Source organism: Dyella soli (assembly GCF_054482295.1).
Genome location: NZ_JBTFFU010000002.1, coordinates 67,867 through 83,094 on the forward strand (window position 1 = coordinate 67,867; position 15,228 = coordinate 83,094).

General features: G+C 61.0%; 17 protein-coding genes. 9 read left to right on the forward strand and 8 right to left on the reverse strand.

The features are described from left to right. Nucleotides 1-111: 111 nt before the first annotated feature. On the forward strand, nt 112-603 hold the full coding sequence (locus tag ACXU4B_RS10650; protein ID WP_131412701.1) for a hypothetical protein: 492 nt from the start codon (nt 112-114) through the stop codon (nt 601-603). A 154-nt stretch (nt 604-757) separates the two neighbouring features. Here the strand turns inward: ACXU4B_RS10650 and ACXU4B_RS10655 are convergent, their stop codons facing one another. After that, nucleotides 758-1,576, reverse strand: a complete 819-nt coding sequence (locus ACXU4B_RS10655) for an alpha/beta fold hydrolase (RefSeq protein ID WP_131412699.1) — start codon at nt 1,574-1,576, stop codon at nt 758-760. A 210-nt stretch (nt 1,577-1,786) separates the two neighbouring features. On the opposite strand from ACXU4B_RS10655, the gene ACXU4B_RS10660 reads away from it, so the two are divergent. Together ACXU4B_RS10660 and ACXU4B_RS10665 are read left to right on the forward strand one after the other, a co-directional pair. Continuing rightward, nucleotides 1,787-2,137 (forward strand): DUF3147 family protein, encoded by a 351-nt coding sequence (locus ACXU4B_RS10660; RefSeq protein WP_131412697.1) that lies wholly within the window; start codon nt 1,787-1,789, stop codon nt 2,135-2,137. A gap of 135 nt (nt 2,138-2,272) precedes the next feature. After that, a complete protein-coding gene (locus tag ACXU4B_RS10665; protein ID WP_240734170.1) occupies nt 2,273-2,836 on the forward strand; it encodes a class I SAM-dependent methyltransferase in 564 nt (187 codons plus the stop codon). Nucleotides 2,837-3,179: 343 nt separating this feature from the next. Here the strand turns inward: ACXU4B_RS10665 and ACXU4B_RS10670 are convergent, their stop codons facing one another. After that, nucleotides 3,180-3,566 (reverse strand): carboxypeptidase-like regulatory domain-containing protein, encoded by a 387-nt coding sequence (locus tag ACXU4B_RS10670; protein ID WP_458910874.1) that lies wholly within the window; start codon nt 3,564-3,566, stop codon nt 3,180-3,182. 448 nt (nt 3,567-4,014) lie between these two features. Here ACXU4B_RS10670 and ACXU4B_RS10675 point away from each other — a divergent pair, with 448 nt between their 5' ends. Further along, nucleotides 4,015-5,613: a hypothetical protein gene (locus ACXU4B_RS10675; protein WP_131412691.1), complete on the forward strand. Its 1,599-nt coding sequence runs from the start codon at nt 4,015-4,017 to the stop codon at nt 5,611-5,613. Between the two features lie 281 nt (nt 5,614-5,894). On the opposite strand, the gene ACXU4B_RS10680 is transcribed toward ACXU4B_RS10675, so the two are convergent. Beyond that, nucleotides 5,895-6,455 carry a cytochrome P460 family protein gene (locus ACXU4B_RS10680; RefSeq protein ID WP_131412689.1) on the reverse strand — a complete coding sequence of 187 codons (561 nt, stop codon included), beginning with the start codon at nt 6,453-6,455 and terminating at the stop codon, nt 5,895-5,897. A gap of 468 nt (nt 6,456-6,923) precedes the next feature. Between ACXU4B_RS10680 and ACXU4B_RS10685 the strand changes: the two genes are divergently transcribed. Beyond that, nucleotides 6,924-7,643 carry a hypothetical protein gene (locus tag ACXU4B_RS10685; protein ID WP_131412687.1) on the forward strand — a complete coding sequence of 240 codons (720 nt, stop codon included), beginning with the start codon at nt 6,924-6,926 and terminating at the stop codon, nt 7,641-7,643. A 331-nt stretch (nt 7,644-7,974) separates the two neighbouring features. On the opposite strand, the gene ACXU4B_RS10690 is transcribed toward ACXU4B_RS10685, so the two are convergent. Further along, on the reverse strand, nt 7,975-8,421 hold the full coding sequence (locus ACXU4B_RS10690) for an OsmC family protein (protein ID WP_131412685.1): 447 nt from the start codon (nt 8,419-8,421) through the stop codon (nt 7,975-7,977). 359 nt (nt 8,422-8,780) lie between these two features. Between ACXU4B_RS10690 and ACXU4B_RS10695 the strand changes: the two genes are divergently transcribed. Then, nucleotides 8,781-9,221 (forward strand): MarR family winged helix-turn-helix transcriptional regulator, encoded by a 441-nt coding sequence (locus tag ACXU4B_RS10695; protein ID WP_131412683.1) that lies wholly within the window; start codon nt 8,781-8,783, stop codon nt 9,219-9,221. A gap of 123 nt (nt 9,222-9,344) precedes the next feature. Here the strand turns inward: ACXU4B_RS10695 and ACXU4B_RS10700 are convergent, their stop codons facing one another. Further along, the gene (locus ACXU4B_RS10700; RefSeq protein WP_131412681.1) at nt 9,345-9,875 is read right to left on the reverse strand and encodes a tautomerase family protein; all 531 of its coding nucleotides are present in this window, start codon (nt 9,873-9,875) and stop codon (nt 9,345-9,347) included. Continuing rightward, on the reverse strand, nt 9,866-10,135 hold the full coding sequence (locus ACXU4B_RS10705) for a Rossmann-fold NAD(P)-binding domain-containing protein (protein ID WP_240734168.1): 270 nt from the start codon (nt 10,133-10,135) through the stop codon (nt 9,866-9,868). The genes ACXU4B_RS10700 and ACXU4B_RS10705 overlap by 10 nt, the downstream gene beginning before the upstream one ends. Here ACXU4B_RS10705 and ACXU4B_RS10710 point away from each other — a divergent pair. Next, on the forward strand, nt 10,134-10,805 hold the full coding sequence (locus ACXU4B_RS10710; RefSeq protein ID WP_240734167.1) for a DUF6326 family protein: 672 nt from the start codon (nt 10,134-10,136) through the stop codon (nt 10,803-10,805). The two genes, ACXU4B_RS10705 and ACXU4B_RS10710, sit on opposite strands and share 2 nt — an antisense overlap. 198 nt (nt 10,806-11,003) lie before the next feature. On the opposite strand, the gene ACXU4B_RS10715 is transcribed toward ACXU4B_RS10710, so the two are convergent. Both ACXU4B_RS10715 and ACXU4B_RS10720 read right to left on the reverse strand, forming a co-directional pair. After that, complete coding sequence (locus tag ACXU4B_RS10715) at nt 11,004-12,650, reverse strand: bifunctional AfsR/SARP family transcriptional regulator/alpha/beta hydrolase (RefSeq protein ID WP_131412679.1); 1,647 nt, start codon at nt 12,648-12,650, stop codon at nt 11,004-11,006. Beyond that, entirely contained in the window at nt 12,647-13,555 is a 909-nt protein-coding gene (locus ACXU4B_RS10720; RefSeq protein ID WP_131412677.1) for an alpha/beta hydrolase family protein, read from the reverse strand. Before ACXU4B_RS10720 ends, ACXU4B_RS10715 begins: the two co-directional genes overlap by 4 nt. A gap of 388 nt (nt 13,556-13,943) precedes the next feature. Between ACXU4B_RS10720 and ACXU4B_RS10725 the strand changes: the two genes are divergently transcribed. After that, complete coding sequence (locus ACXU4B_RS10725; RefSeq protein WP_458910875.1) at nt 13,944-14,411, forward strand: hypothetical protein; 468 nt, start codon at nt 13,944-13,946, stop codon at nt 14,409-14,411. Between the two features lie 358 nt (nt 14,412-14,769). Further along, nucleotides 14,770-15,144: a hypothetical protein gene (locus ACXU4B_RS10730; RefSeq protein ID WP_131412673.1), complete on the forward strand. Its 375-nt coding sequence runs from the start codon at nt 14,770-14,772 to the stop codon at nt 15,142-15,144. Nucleotides 15,145-15,228: the final 84 nt, after the last annotated feature.

Here is a 15,228-nt window from a genome sequence, read left to right on the forward strand (position 1 = left end):
CGGAATCTTGTCCTGCCATGCGGACGTCGCCGGTCTTCTTCCGGTCAGAGGCGGACGCCGCGCCCACCACGCTCGTTGCATGTTCGTTTGATGAGCCAGACAGGGACACCCATGAAGCTTCGAAAGGTCGGCCTTTTGTCCATCGCGTGCACGGCGATGCTCATGAGTGGCTTGCTGTCTCCGAACGAGGCGCATGCGCAGCCGTCTCTCACCCAGGACGACTACGCGGCCATGGTCACCGCGATCCTCCAGAAAGAAACCGCACCCGATAGCGGGGCATGGACGATCTTCGTTGGCGTCGAAGACGCTGATGCCAACGCGATGATTCCCAGGCTCAAAGTCCTGTACCAGGATCCGACGCTCCTGAAGGCGATGGGCAAGGACTGGGGTAACGGCGCACAGGGTTGCCATATCGACAAGGCAACGGGAACGGGAGCCACGGGAATCTTCGTTTCTGCGCCCGAGTGGCAAAACCTCGACCAGGTCGCCTTCACCGTCACCTTCGCCGCCTGCGCCATTGGCACGCACATCAACACCTACGTCTTTGACCACCGCCGTGGCACCTGGGTCCTGCGGCCCGTGGCATCAGGTCCCATGTCTTGAGCAGGGAGCAGAGGGAAGCTTGAGCGGCTTGATTCTCCAGGCCGGGACCGTCGCTAAGGTCCGCTTTCGACCCATAGCAGACATGTAGGTTGAGTGGCGCACCCATGGAGCGCGCCACTCGAATTGCCTGGTTCTGGTTCGGGCTGGCGTCCCGTCAGGATTTGATGAACGCGAGAAGGTCGGGGTTGAGGACGTCCGCGTGGGTGGTCAGCATGCCATGCGGGAAGCCAGGGTATGCCTTCAGCTTACCGTTCGCGAGCAGGTCGACCGCGCGCGGCACCGCACTGGCGAACGGGACGATCTGGTCGTCTTCGCCATGCATGACCAGGACCGGCACAGTGATCTTCTTCAGATCTTCCGTGTAGTCCTCCAGCCAGGAGGAGACGGTCTCGTAGTGGGCCTGGGCGCTGCCGGCCATGCCCTGGCGCCACCAGTTCGCGATCACCGCCTCAGACGGCTTGGCGCCCGGACGGTTGAATCCGTAGAACGGACCCTCCGGGACAGCCCGGTAAAACTCCGACCGGTTGCCAAGCATGCCTGCCCTAACCGCGTCGAACCACTCGCGCGACTGACCGGCTGGGTTCGCGTCGGTTTTCACCATGTTCGGCGTCAGCGAGGCCACCAGCACTGCCTTGGCGACCCGCTCCTGGTGGCGAGCGACGTAGCGGGCCACCTCACCACCACCGGTGGAGTGCCCGATGTGGATCGCGTCGCGGATACCGAGGTGCTCGGTCAGTGCGGCGAGGTCGGCGACCCAGTGGTCCATGTCGTTGCCGGTGCCGACTTGCTCGGACCGACCGTGTCCGCGCCGGTCATGGGCGATCACCCGGTAGCCGTGCTGAAGGAAAAACATCATCTGGGCGTCCCAGTCGTCGGCCGACAGGGGCCAGCCATGGCTGAAGACGATCGGTTGACCGGACCCCCAATCCTTGTAGAAGATCTTTACGCCGTCTGGCGTGGTGATCGTAGGCATCGCTGGTACCTCCTCTCGTGGTTTGTCCCCTGACATCTCTAGTGGTCCAAACGATTCAAGCACCGCGAGCGTGACTCCCTTGTCACGACGTTACCGCTGCGTGTAATGCCCATGCATGATCAAGCGAAGCAGCGAGATTCGTAGGGTCCGCTTTCGACCCAAAGCGGACATTTTGAATCCGTTGGTCTCGCTGCGCGTTAGACTCCGACAATGCTCTGGATCATTACGAAGTACGTCATCACTGCCGCCATCGTCGTGGCTGTCTCAGAAGTCGCCAAGCGAAGCGACAGGGCGGGTGCTCTCCTTGCGTCGTTGCCATTAGTGACGCTACTGGCACTGACATGGCTTTACATAGAAAAGCAGCCGGCGGAGAAAATCACCAACCATGCTTGGTACACCTTCTGGTATGTGTTGCCGACTTTGCCGATGTTCTTGGCGTTCCCGCGACTCTTCTCCCGATTTGGATTCTGGCCAGCACTCGGGCTGAGCGCAGTCATCACCATTGTGTCCTTTGCCTTGTTTGCGTGGGCTGTGCGCCCGTTGGGAATCAAGCTGATGTGATTTGATGGGCTCGTTGAGTTCGGTCTGGCGTCCGCATCCAACCCAAAGCGGACAGATTCGGAAATGACACGGTGCACACCTATGCCATCTAAGGAACACTGGAATGACGTCTACAGTAGAAAGGCGTCGAACACGGTGAGTTGGTTTCAGCCGCGTGCGAGTGTGTCACTCGAGTTGATTCATAAAGCAGGAGTCGGCACCTCGGCGAAGATCATCGATGTCGGCGGCGGGACATCAACTCTGATTGACGACTTGATTTGCGAAGGCCATTCGGAACTGACTGTTCTGGACCTATCGGTGCAGGCATTGGCGGTAGCCCGGTCCCGTCTCGGGGACAAAGCAGATGCAGTCACCTGGCTTGAAGCAGACATTACAAAGGTGCAGCTTGCGGATAGCACTTACGATCTCTGGCACGACCGCGCCGTATTTCATTTCCTGATTTCGCCGGAGGATCGAAACGCCTACGTCCGGACCGTTGAGCGTTCTGTTAAACCAGGTGGGGCTGTGATTATCGCCACCTTTGCGGAAGACGGACCTGAGAAATGCAGCGGCCTACCGGTGATGCGCTACAGCACCGAAAGGTTGCATGACGAATTTGGTGTCTCCTTTGCTCTGGTCGAGCATGCAACTGAAGAACACCAGACACCATCTGGAGCAATGCAGTCGTTTGTCTACTGCCTGTTGAGGAAGAAGTCGTAATCGACGTCATTGATCCAACTGTTTCGCCGCGATGTCCGCTTTCGACCCATGGCGGACACAACGTGGTCGAACGTTATCTTGAGATAGGGGCCACGAGGGGGCGAAAGCTTTTGGATGCAGGTCGATAGTCACCGCGGCTTACGGACATCCATGCCGCTGCTTGCCGTTGATTTGGCGGGCGATGATGAGTTTCTGCAGATCTGACGACGGCCGCCGCAGGCGCCTGGATGGCTGCCGCAAGTGCAGCCACACAGTTTGGGGCTGACCATTGCGACGGAAATTTCCGTTACCAGCCAGGCTTCACAGATTCCAGGATCGTCTACAACCAGCTTGCGAGCACCGGCTATCGCATCCCGGAATCGCAAAGGATCGCCACATGGGCGACCTGGTCCGAGCGGACCGTGGCCTCGACTGTTTCGCATCGCGGCAATGCAGTGCTCCGGGTATCGACCCGGATCGCATAAGTGCCCGCGGGCACTGCCACGGTGAACTGCCCTTGCGCATTCGTGGTCGCTTCAGCGACGACGCTACCCAGCGCATCACGAAGCTGCACGATCGCGTTCGGGTAGGGTGAGGCATCTGGCTCGCCGGCATGTTGTGGCCCGGGGTGCGCGGGCGACATGCTGACCGTCCCGCTCACACCCGTGACATCGTCCGTAGCCATGCAGGGCGCTGCCAGCACCGTCAGTGCGCCGAGACCAAGAACATATGTGCGTATTGCACGCCACATGTGATCGACTCCGGAAGTTGAGATGGCGCCGCACAAGCGCCTCCCACAGCTTCTTCCCACAATCTTCACGCCAGCGGCATCCATCCGGCGATGAAGGGGGCAACCATGGCGCCCCAGCCAACGACTGAAATGATACGCCTCTCTGCGCTTCAGCTTGTGAGTGCTTCAGTGGGTTGGCGGCACATGATCGCCAGCTTGGGGCAAGGCATTCCTGGCCGGTGGTGCTTATCGATTTGGTCGACTGCGTCGCAATAACCCTGATTGACGAAACGCAGCATCCGGGTCTACGTTCGGGCGGGCTTATCGAGGGGGGCCGTAACAGGAGGTTGCGTGTCGATAGGCGCTCCCGATCCGGACATTGCGTAAGTGGCTGCAGCTGCGGCCGCATGCGTCGCATGTGCGCGTCGGGTTACCAATCAAGCCAACGTATTTCAACTGGAGGGGAATTATGTTTGCGAAAGCATCAGGCTTAAGGCTTAGCGCACTGTGTATCGCTGTCGGCATCGCCCTTGCGGGCCCGGCCCAGGCGGACACCCAGTCAGCACCAGAAGTGACTTCCGCCGTACAGCACGACACGCTCCATTCCTTGCGTGGCACCATGCCGCGCCCCGACGATTTCTCCAAGAGCGGCCAAAACCACAAGGCGCGCCCCTTGCCCTGGCTCGACGGCCCAGGTAATCCGACAGATGGTGCCGTGCAGGGCTTCCCCACCGGCAGCTTTGCGCCGACGCTGGGCTCTGGTGTCGATGGGGTAGGGAACGGCTTCAGCGGCCCGCAAGGCACGTTTACGGTCAACAGCGCGCCGCCGGATACCAACGGTGCCGTAGGTGCCACCCAGTATGTGCAGATCGTCAACAGTGGTTTCGCCGTGTTCGACAAGGCGACGAAGAACGTGGTCTACGGACCTGTAGCGACCAACACGCTGTGGTCCGGATTTGGTGGTCCGTGCGAAACCGATAACGATGGCGACGCAACGGTGGTTTACGACAAGGCCGCTGGGCGCTGGGTGATCTCGCAGTTTGCGGTGACGGCTTCGCCATACTTTGAATGCGTGGCTGTGTCGGCGACCAGCGATGCCACGGGTGCGTACTATCGCTACGCATTCCCCTATGGCACGACCTTTCCCGACTACCCGAAGATGGGCGTCTGGCCGGATGCGTACTACGAGACCTTCAACATGTTCAATGGCAACACGTTTGCCGGTGCCAAGCTGTGCGCCTACAACCGTAATGCCATGTTGAGCGGTGCCGCAGCCACCCAGCAGTGCTTTCAGCTCTCCACCAGCTACGGAGGCGTCCTGCCGGCGGATCTGGACGGCAGCACCGCGCCGCCAGCTGGTTCGCCGAATTATCTGATGAACTTCGGGGCCAGCAGGTTGAATCTGTGGAAATTCCATGTGGATTGGGCCAATACCGCCAACACCACGCTGACGGGACCGACGGCGATTCCGGTGGCGTCGTTTGCGGCGGCGTGCGGGGGCGGCACCTGCGTGCCGCAATCGGGTGTTAACCAGCAGCTCGACTCACTGGCCGATCGCCTGATGTTCCGCCTGGCCTACCGCAACTTCGGCGATCACGAGTCACTGGTGGTCAGTCATTCAGTCAAGGTCGGCACGACCAAGCGGAACCCTTATACCGGCGTGCGCTGGTATGAGGTGCGCAGTCCGGGAGGAACGCCGGTGGTGTATCAGCAGTCGACCTTCTCGCCCGATACCACCTATCGCTGGTTGGGTTCGGTCGCGATGGACAAGCAGGGCAACATGGCGTTGGGCTACAGCGCCTCGAGCAGCTCGATCCATCCGGCCATCCGTTACACAGGCCGACTGGTCACCGATACGTTGAGCACCATGCAGGCCGAAGCGAGCATCATCGAAGGCCTGGGTTCGCAGAGCGGCAGCAATCTGTCGCGTTGGGGCGACTACAGCGCGATGACGGTCGATCCGACCGATGACTGCACGTTCTGGTACACGAACGAGTACCTGAAGAGCACAGGTGCATTCAACTGGAGCACGCGTCTGGCGTCGTTCAAGTTCTCGACCTGCCAGTAATGAAGATGGCCCTTGCCCGGAAGGGCAAGGGCCGTTTCTGACCGACACGTGAGGAAACAGGGGCGAGCGTGATTTTCTGGTTCGAAAATGTCTCTGACCCCTTTGTAATCGAAGCGCACCCAGACGGATCCGCAATGCGGGGTGTCCGCCTTCAGCCCGACCTGGGCACGGTGACCTGGTCGAGCGATCCGGACATGGTCGTGCGGTGCGTCCCGAGCTACGACCGTAACTCGTGATCGGGGAACCCCTTCAAACCTGGTTTCCGGAAGGTGGCGCGACAGTTACCGATGCCGGTAATCGGTGAAGACGTAATCTCTGTCCTTGACTATGGTGTGGCAGGCAAATCCACACTTGGCGTCGTGGGCTTGGGGCGGTTTGCTAGCCTCGGTACCGGGTGCGAATTTATCGGATGTGGCGTCGTATTCGAATACGGCGTATCCCCAACCACCGCTATCGGCGAACCGCTTGCTGTCCTTGACCATGAAATCCACGTCATGCTGTGTGGCGGGCACGGTCGCTGCCGGGAAGGTCTCAAGCTTTTTCGGAATCCAGTGAATCTTTGCCATTCTCGCTCCGTCGGGAAATGGCTTGCCGTTGCCTGGAATGCCGGACCGAAAGGCGTCAATGATCGTCGGGTTGCCTAGTATCGCGGCGTAAACTCCCCCGTTCTCACTGACAGAGATAAGTTGCCAGCCTTCATATCCCCTGAACTCGGAGAAGGCGAGTCCGTTTGGCACTTTCAGTTCGTACTTGTCTTGCCCGGAAAGGGCCAGGGCCGCGCCTCCAAGCGATACAAGGGTTGCGGCGACGATGGCAATCAAGAGTTTGCTGTTGTTCTTCATGGTCGACCCTCGGCTGTTGTGGACGAGCGTTCTGCCGCTGCGTCACTTGGGCGAGTGCCAGACCGTCTAGCCATGGAGGTGAAGCACCCACATCACTCGCAGCGTATGCGCTACTGCGCTGGCTCGAAATAGACCGTTTGGAGAGTTTAAGGACGAGCCTGTTGTGGGCGTAAAATACGAGTTTGTACGCGTCACGATGGTTGACCCCTGCCAGCGCCATGTGCCTTGTCGCGGCCGAGAGTTCTCGGCCCTTTCAATGCAGGTTTTCTTCCCATAGGCCTTGACCGCTCTCGGCGCGCGTCCAGTGTGCCGTTCGCATTCGGTCTGTGCTCGCGCTCCTGGCCTCGGTGCGCCACCCAGGTGCGGCCGCCAGGCTTTCGCCCATCTTTAGAAGACCAGGGCGAGGGAATATCATCAGAGCCCGACCTCAGTGTTCCATCACTCATCAGCACATGAGAGGAAAGGGCAATGAGCAAGCTCCTGGAGTGCGTTCTTGACGCGCACGGCGGGCTCGACCGCTGGAACCAGTTCAGTACGGTAAGCGCGCAAATCGTGACGGGCGGTGGTCTGTGGGCACTCAAAGGGCTCATCCAGGATTCGGCGCCGCGGCAAATTCGTGCGGCTCTTCGTGAGGAATTCGCGTCGGTGGCGCCCTTTGGCCAGCCGCATTGGCGCACAAGTTTTCGACCTGAGCGCGTGGCCATAGAAACGCTCGACGGTGAGGTCGTAAAGGAACGTAGGGATCCGCGTAGTGCCTTCGCCGGACACGCGATGAATACGCCGTGGGATCCCCTGCATCGAGCCTACTTCAATGGCTACGCGCTGTGGACCTATCTCACCACGCCATTCCTCATGGCCATGCCTGGTTTTGAAGTCGTGGAGATTGCGCCGCTCATGGAGGGCAGTGAAGAGTGGCCTGGTTTGAGAGTGAAGTTCCCCCCGCACATTGCGACCCACAGCGAAACGCAGGAGTTCTATTTTGGGAGCGATTTTCTCCTGCGACGTCACGACTATCACGCCGACCTGGCCGGCGCTTTTCCCGTTGCCCAATATGTCGACGGCATGGCCGATGTCCATGGCTTCAAAATGCCCAGCCGTCGGCGTGCCTACGTACGTGGTCCCGATCAGCGGCCCGTTCGAGACCTGCTCATGGTCACCATCGACTTGAGCGATTACGTGTTTACGTAAGGATCCCGCCTGCAAGCAGGGCAAACATGTCCGACGTCTAGTGGCGCTTGCAGCCAATCATTTTGATTGGGTCGGGATGCCTGCGGTGCGCCGGACGTTCGTCTGTCGTCGAGCGTGATCGGCCCGAGACGTAGGTCTGGATTCGCAAGATGACCGGCGACACTGCTCGTCGATGGGCCGGCATGGCTGTACACGAGCCGTGCTGGCAGGCGCTTGCTCATCCAGGGGTCAACCGATTCGGCCAGGGCTTCCTCCCGCGCGGACGGCGGGAGGGAGCATCATGCCAATGATCGGTTCTGCACAGGCTGGCGCCAACGCACCGGCCGGCACTTCACACAGTGACGACATTCAGGTCGACTTCGACGTTGCCGCGCACGGCACTGGAGTACAGACACATCTGATGGGCCGAGTGGGCGATGGCCTCGGCGACCTCTTGGTTCAGGCCCGGCAGGCGCACGGTGAACCCGGCATTGAGGAACCAACCTGGGCCAGTCTGGCCAGCATCCATCTGGATATCCACGGAAATATCAGGCGGCAACGTAACCTTCTTCAGTGAGGCCGCAATGCCCACGGCGGTGATGTAGCAAGCCGACCAGGCGCCCGCGAACAGCTGCTCCGCCGTCGGGTGCGGCTCAACCGCCTTGAATTCGTAGTTCTCGCCGCCGGGAGTCGACAGCTGGATATCAACGACGGGGTAATCACCACGCTGGAGGGCGGGGTCGTGATTGACGGTGGTGTGGGTATTGCCCGTATAGGCGACTTTTTCGATCTTGGTCATGACACGATTCTCAGTAAGAGGTAATTGGATGTGAACCGCATACGACTAAAGCGGATGCGATGTAAATAAGTTAGGCTTTCTTTGGCAGGCAGTCAAGCGAATCGCGCGCCTTTTTTGTATCCTTTTGTATAAAGCGCATGCGTGTGACTCGTATGCGCCATATAAATCGAACCGCCGCAAGATGGCCGATATCAAGTGCGCCTGCTACGGGCCGTTGTCTCCCAGGTCGGTGATCCGACTGGCCACGGCTCCATTAGCCCCAATCCGCCACCATGGGTTTATGGCGATCGCGATTTAGTCGGATGCGCGATATACTTTGTCGTGAAGGACATCTGTCCCACGCTAATTGAGAGCAAGTCATGACAACCAATCCCAGACTGGCCGACTTTCTTTGCTTCGCCGTCTACTCGACAAATCTGGCGTTCGGCAAGGTATATCGGCCGATACTCGATGAGCTAGGCCTGACCTATACCCAGTACGTAACGATCATCGCGCTGTGGGAAGAGGACGATCAGACGGTGGGTGGCCTTGGCGAGAAGCTCTTTCTTGAATCGAACACACTCACACCGATCCTCAAGAAGCTCGAAGCGATGGGCTATGTAGAGCGTACGCGCGACGCCAAAGACGAGCGTGTGGTGAGGGTGCGTCTTACCAGGAGCGGGCGGCGCCTGCGCGAAAAGGCCTTGAGTGTCGATCTTGACGACGCCAGTGGCCTCACTGCCAAGGACTTCGCGAGGTTGCAGAAAGAGATCGTCGCGTTGCGAGGCAGCCTGCTCAACTTCGTTGACAGCAAGGGTTGACGACGGAGTTCTCCGCCTAAGCGATGCTTCTCCGGTGTGGAAATAGGGGTGCAGAGTGATTTTCTGGTTCGAAAATCTCTCTGCACCCTTTGTATGCGAGATGGACTTCAGGCCCTCAGACTTTCATTCAGGCCCGGGCGCGCGTACGTCGCTCCTGGCGGCCTCCAGCGTGACAAGCGCCTTTTGCTTGCGCCTCCGCGCGAGCCGGTCCACGCCTTCATGGCGCTTTTCCTCTCCGGCGAGCATGGCGTGAATGTCGGGTAGCCGAAGGATGATCCCCTTTGCACCCCATTGCCCGTCGGGTATTTCTGTGGGAAAGATCCAGACGCGGGGCGCGATTTCCTCGAATGGCGTGTTCTCGGCACGAGCAACCGCCTCGGTGATTTCCTTCACCAGGGTCGCACGCGACTCGTCGGTGTACTGGCCTTCGGGCGCCGACGGGATAATGCGATAGCGTGGCAACTTGGAGGGTTCGCCACCAACGAGGACTGCGGCGGGGCGATGCAGATAGAGCACGGAGATCCGTTGTGCAACAGGGTTCCCTGGATCATATCCTTCGGCTCTGATGAGGATGTCGGTAAGCTCCTCGAGAAGGTGCCCTTCAGCTTCAGGGGTGAGCGCATGTTCCGGGATGAATGCGTCGATCATTGGCATAGTGATAAACCTCTTTGTGCTTCGGGATTTGGCAATTCGCCTGCAGCCATTGGTTGAGTTGCACGCTCGCAATCGCGATTCGCCACCGCGCGGTGGGCAGTGCCACCCGCCACGGCGATCACGTCTGGATCGCCAGACGGTTTGATGGGCCGGGAAGTGGCGATAACGCGATAATTGCGTTCGCGGAAGGCCTTGACGAGGCCCGCGCCGATACCTTGGTATGCGCCGGTAGCGATGGCGACCTTCTGGTGATTGCTCATGCCTGTCTTTCTCTTGATGGTCGATGGCACAGCGTGTGCTGGTCTGGCTAATGGGGCCGACCCGGCCAATCTAAGAACGCAGGACAGAGAAGAGAATCCGTACTATTCGGCAGTCAATCTTCCGTGTCTTGAAAGAATGGGCTTTTCGGGCGGTCTTTCAGCATCTTTCGTGAGCACGGCAAAACGCGATCGCAGGCGTGGCAGTGCGAAGTCAGCGAAGGCGCGCACTTCAGGCACTGACGGGCGTCCATGCGACGTGATGAAACGAGAGGGGGCCAGAGTGACTTTCTGGTCTAATCTGTACAAACCGAAAGTGGGGAGTGCCATGAGGTCCAACGAGACCAACGCGCCTGCACTTCAGGACATGAAGGTACATGTGAAGCTGAAGCTCGCTTCCCTATGGACCAGCCTGATGTTTTGCTACATCTACGGTGACTATTTCGGGCTTTTCAAGCCGGGTAATCTCCAGGACATGCTGAGAGGTCAGATGGGGCCTCTTGGTCCGGTAACTCAGGGTGTCCTGGTTGGAACGTCAGCGCTGCTAGCTATCCCCGGCTTGATGATCTTTCTCTCGTTGGTCATGAAGCCCGTCATCAATCGAGCGGCAAATGTCGTCCTTGGCCTGTTCTATACCCTGGTCATGCTGGTTACCATGCCCGGCGCCTGGTAGTTCTATCTCTTCCTCGGGGCGATTGAGATCGTGATTTCGCTGTTGATCGTCTGGTACGCGTGGCGATGGCCAAGGCAGGATGCCGCTGGTTGAGGGAATGCCCGCCTCTGACCCGAACAAACCGGTCGGGATTTCCTGATCGATGGACCGGTGTACCTTGCAGGCCGACGCACCCTGGTCAGGGTGAAGGCAGGCTGGCTAGCGCTCGACGCTGTCCGCCAGACGCCGTCCGAAGCCCTTGATCGCTTCGATGATCGGTGCCGTTTCGCCTAGCCACCACCAGTGCGCGGTACCGGGCAATTCGAGCCACTGGGCGCCGGAAATGGCGGTCGCGAGGTGGCGGCCGGCGTCGACGCGCACGGCGCGGTCACCCGTTCGATGCATGACAAGCGTCGGCACGCGCACCTGCGGCAGCAAGGCGCGTACATCGCTCAGCGCAAGCGTGCGCAGAACGGCGTGCATGCAGCACGGGCTGGAGCCGAGACGCAGCATGCGTGCCCACCAACGCTGCAGTAGCGGATCGCTCGCGTGCTCTGGTGCGAAAGTCTCGATTGCAGCCGGCCGCCCCCATTGCGCTACGAGCGACTCGAGCCAGCGCTCATAGCGCTCGGCGGTTAGTGCCCACGGATAGTCGTGCGTGGCGGTACCTCGCGCAAGCGGGGCCCAGAGGGCCAGCCCCGCGACGCGCTCTGGATGCTCGACGGCGAGCCGAATCGCGATCGAGCCGCCTTCGGACACCGCGAACACGAGCGCGCTTCGGCTGCCCGCGGCGTCAAGTACCGCCAGCGCATCCGCGCTGCTCACCGACGTATCGGCGGGATCGACGGTGCGATCGGAGACCCCGACACCGCGCCGGTCGTAGAGAATGAGGCGAAAGTCGCGCGCCAGTTCGCGGAAGAAGGCCGCCGGCCCGCCAGGCTCCCACGCCTGCTCCAGGTTCGAGACGAAGCCGCTGATAAGGAGCACGTCGAGCGGACCGGCGCCATGCACTTGATAAGCGAGATGAACGTCGCCGCTGCGCGTGAACTTCACCGCCGCCGGCGAGGGCGGGTTGTCGGCAAGTATCGTCGTGGCCACGTCGCGTACGCCGATCTCATCGGCGACCTGGAGCGTCTCGGCTTCCGGCTCAACGCCGAGTTCGTCGTGCAGGACCTGCCGGCATCGCTGGAACTGCTGCAACGCTGTGTGGGGTTGTCCGACGGCGGCATACAGCCGGATGAGACGGCGCTGCGCAGCTTCGTTCAGCGAATCGATCGCTACAAGGTCTTGCGCATGGCGGAGCGCACGTTCGTGCTGCCGTGCGCCTTCGAGTCGCGTGACCAACTGCGCCAGCGCCTGCTCGCGCGCCTGCCGCAGTGATTCGCGCTGTCGCTGCAGCCACGCCGACAGCTCGTCGCATTCGTCGATCACCAATCCCTCCGCAAACTCGGCGGCGGCAAGGTTTGCCGCGTGCTCAAGGGCGGCCAGGCTCTCCTCGCTGGCGTCCTCGGTCGAGCGATACAGTCCTCGCGCCAAAGAGTTGCGCAGCGAAGCCAGATCGGTGGCGGCACACACATCGTTCGCGAGCGCGACGGTTTGACGATCAGTGACAAGTGCACGGTGCCCCACATGGATCGACAGCTCGTGCAACAACCGGCGCATGCGCCCGCGCGCGTCGACGTCCTCGGCATCGGGCCAGAGCAGTGCAGCGAGGCGGGCGCGACTCATCGGACGCGCCTCGGCGGCGAGCAGGGCGAGGAGCGCCTGCTCGCGCCGTGCACCCGGTTCGAACGTTTGCGATTCGTGCTCGAGCCGCACCGGCCCGAGCACGCGAAGCGCCAGATGTGCCGCCACCTCAAGGCTCATACGACCGCCTGCTCGAGGTATTCGACGTCGGTTCGGCGAGACTGCGCGCGCACCCAGGAGGTGATTTCAGCGACCACCTCGTCGGGACTCCGCGCCCAGGAAAAGTGACGCCGCCACGGCGCATCGGCCGTAACGCCGTCGATCTGCCGGCGCTCGATCGTGCAGGATGCGAGCTTCGCGAGCAGCTCGGTCGCCGCGCCCGTCGGCGCCACGGGATCGTCGCGGATCTCGACCGAAAGCACGGGCAACGCGATGTCATTCAGCGCCTCCTCGTAGTCGATTCTACTGCCTGCGCAGCGATACCGGCCGGTGCAGGCGTTGTAACTCCAGTCGGCCATCAATCGACGCGGCTGGTCGCCGCCAAAACCCAGCAGCCGGCCCGGGTACCAGGGAAGTAATGCAGCCACGAGGCGGATCGCCTGCACCGCGACGCCTGCACGCCACCGCAACGCTTTTGGCCACGCGCGATAGTGGGCGGTGCCGCTTGCCACCAGGATCAAACCCGCCAGGCCGGGTGCCGAATGCACTGCCGCGAGACTGCCGAGCTGGCCGCCCAGGCTATGGCCGACGAGATAAATGGGCCGACCGGGAAACTGCGTGGCGATGGAGGCGAGCAACGACGGAATGTCTTGCGCGACGATTTCCTGATAGCCGAATCGCGCGCCGTGTCGTGCGAGCGCCGCGCTTTCGCCCTGGCCGCGCAGATCGGCCAGGACCGCCGCGCCCCCGGCGGCTTGCGCAAGCGCTTCCGCGAACGGCGCATAGAAGCTCGCGGCGACACCCATCGCCGGTAGGCAGACGAACACCGGCGCGCTCGCGCCCGGCCTAGAATGATTGAAGATGACCACGAGCGTCACCTCATCGTCATCGGCGAACAACGTTCCGCTGGGATCGAAGATCGTCATGATCGGCTCCAGGTTCTATGGGGAGCCGTGAGACTAGCGAGCGAGCGTCCGCTGATCGTCCGCTGGCAGCAGGGTGGGGCCTGGAGCCGGTCGCATCGGCCCTGGGGACCGGGCAGCCTGGCGCGCCGCGTCCTGGAAGTAGCCTTCGGAGATTCGACACTGCGACGCAAACCTGTATCGGCCGGCGCCTCGGACCCGTCCTTCCCAAAGCGGCTTTCCGGGCCGCCGGGGGCAGCTCGCGGCCGCCAGCGGTCAAAGGCGCGCGCGGGACGGCGGAGCTGGTGCTAGTGTCGGCTTGCGACCCAAAGCGGACCTGACAGTTGTTCGCCAGCTTCCAGGGAAATTCTTCGAGGCCGACATGCGAGAGAGAGGGATTTTTGGCGTTGTTATGGTCATGTTGACGCTGCCGACCTTCCTGGCCGCGGCACCAGCCGCGCCGGGATCTGGCGTCCTTGAAGGCGTTCGAGCAGTTCTTTCCGCCGGGAGATTGGACATTTCAGATATCCAAAAGCGCTTCTGTGTGAACTTGCAACCGGTGCCGCTGTCCCGTGGCTATGCGGGCTCCTTCGAGAGCAAGAAGATTGGATGTGGTTTGCCAATCACCTATGTGCGTGTAGATACAGCGCCACGTGGCTCAACCGCGAGCGGGTGGCTCAGTATCTGGTTTGAGCGCACTGCGTGTGTTCCGGGTGACACGCTAGAAGCCGCTTTCCCTGGTGGTGAGCGAACAATGGCGACCGATACTGGTGCAACCGTATATGGCGCTCGAATCGGCACGGCCGATGTCTCTGCGATCTACGAAACAGAGACGAGTCGATTTGGCTGCGTTTCACAGCTTGATGTGCGGCTCAATTGAGGTCCGCTTCCGACCCAAAGCGGACCGTCGCCAGGAAGGGGCAATCCATATGTGAGAAGGGGGGGGCGAATTGGAATTTTATCGGGTTGAGCCGCTGGTTCTCGGAATGCTCGCATGGGTAGTAGGGGCGAACCTCATCCTTCGTAGTGTCGCCAGGCGCCTGGGTGTTTCAAGGCCGGGATGGGGGCGCCCGCCACTGAAAAAATGGACACGGAGTGAGCTGCTCATGCTTGCTGGATGTGCATTGGCCTTTTTTGGCGGATTTGTTGCGACCGTTCTACTAACGACGCAGTGATTTAGCGTCCGCATCCGACCCGAAGCGGACATTGGTTGAGAGGGAATTTCAGTGGTGAGACTCATGCCTGGCCGACTGGCCTTCATTGCAACTGCCTTGCTTGCCATGGCGCCCATCGGCGTCGCGTCGGGCAATCAGGTTCCGGAGAAGAGCCTGGAGGAACGGGTGGCGACGTCGGACCTGGTGGCCATTGCCACGGTGCTTCGGGTCGACAAGAGCGGCTGCAGGAAGGACTTCTCGTGCGCCCATCTAAGCGTGTCGAAGTCTCTGAAAGGTCCGAAGGTCGAGCAGATCGTGCTCCTCGTTGATGGGCCGATCGCTGAGCTTGACCCGGCGTGTTGCGTCATCGGATCGACCTACCTGCTGTTTCTGCAGTCCGTTGGTGGCGGCGTCTATGGTTCCACCAACGGTCCGTTCGGCGCCGTCCTGGTGAAATGAGGGCGCGCTTGTGCGAGCAGAAGACCGTACAACTTGGCGGACTGCAAACCAAGGGGCGCCTCCGGCCCGGAGCGGACACTTCAT

Excerpts from the sequence above, each read along its gene's own strand:
- ACXU4B_RS10730 (WP_131412673.1), top strand. The coding sequence starts at position 14,770 with ATGCCTGGCCGACTGGCCTTCATTGCAACTGCCTTGCTTGCCATGGCG.
- ACXU4B_RS10705 (WP_240734168.1), bottom strand. The coding sequence starts at position 10,135 with ATGAGCAATCACCAGAAGGTCGCCATCGCTACCGGCGCATACCAAGGT.
- ACXU4B_RS10680 (WP_131412689.1), bottom strand. The coding sequence starts at position 6,455 with ATGAAGAACAACAGCAAACTCTTGATTGCCATCGTCGCCGCAACCCTT.
- ACXU4B_RS10725 (WP_458910875.1), top strand. The coding sequence starts at position 13,944 with ATGGTCATGTTGACGCTGCCGACCTTCCTGGCCGCGGCACCAGCCGCG.
- ACXU4B_RS10720 (WP_131412677.1), bottom strand. The coding sequence starts at position 13,555 with ATGACGATCTTCGATCCCAGCGGAACGTTGTTCGCCGATGACGATGAG.
- ACXU4B_RS10685 (WP_131412687.1), top strand. The coding sequence starts at position 6,924 with ATGAGCAAGCTCCTGGAGTGCGTTCTTGACGCGCACGGCGGGCTCGAC.
- ACXU4B_RS10655 (WP_131412699.1), bottom strand. The coding sequence starts at position 1,576 with ATGCCTACGATCACCACGCCAGACGGCGTAAAGATCTTCTACAAGGAT.
- ACXU4B_RS10660 (WP_131412697.1), top strand. The coding sequence starts at position 1,787 with ATGCTCTGGATCATTACGAAGTACGTCATCACTGCCGCCATCGTCGTG.
- ACXU4B_RS10700 (WP_131412681.1), bottom strand. The coding sequence starts at position 9,875 with ATGCCAATGATCGACGCATTCATCCCGGAACATGCGCTCACCCCTGAA.
- ACXU4B_RS10650 (WP_131412701.1), top strand. The coding sequence starts at position 112 with ATGAAGCTTCGAAAGGTCGGCCTTTTGTCCATCGCGTGCACGGCGATG.
- ACXU4B_RS10670 (WP_458910874.1), bottom strand. The coding sequence starts at position 3,566 with ATGTGGCGTGCAATACGCACATATGTTCTTGGTCTCGGCGCACTGACG.
- ACXU4B_RS10695 (WP_131412683.1), top strand. The coding sequence starts at position 8,781 with ATGACAACCAATCCCAGACTGGCCGACTTTCTTTGCTTCGCCGTCTAC.
- ACXU4B_RS10675 (WP_131412691.1), top strand. The coding sequence starts at position 4,015 with ATGTTTGCGAAAGCATCAGGCTTAAGGCTTAGCGCACTGTGTATCGCT.
- ACXU4B_RS10690 (WP_131412685.1), bottom strand. The coding sequence starts at position 8,421 with ATGACCAAGATCGAAAAAGTCGCCTATACGGGCAATACCCACACCACC.
- ACXU4B_RS10710 (WP_240734167.1), top strand. The coding sequence starts at position 10,134 with ATGCCTGTCTTTCTCTTGATGGTCGATGGCACAGCGTGTGCTGGTCTG.
- ACXU4B_RS10715 (WP_131412679.1), bottom strand. The coding sequence starts at position 12,650 with ATGAGCCTTGAGGTGGCGGCACATCTGGCGCTTCGCGTGCTCGGGCCG.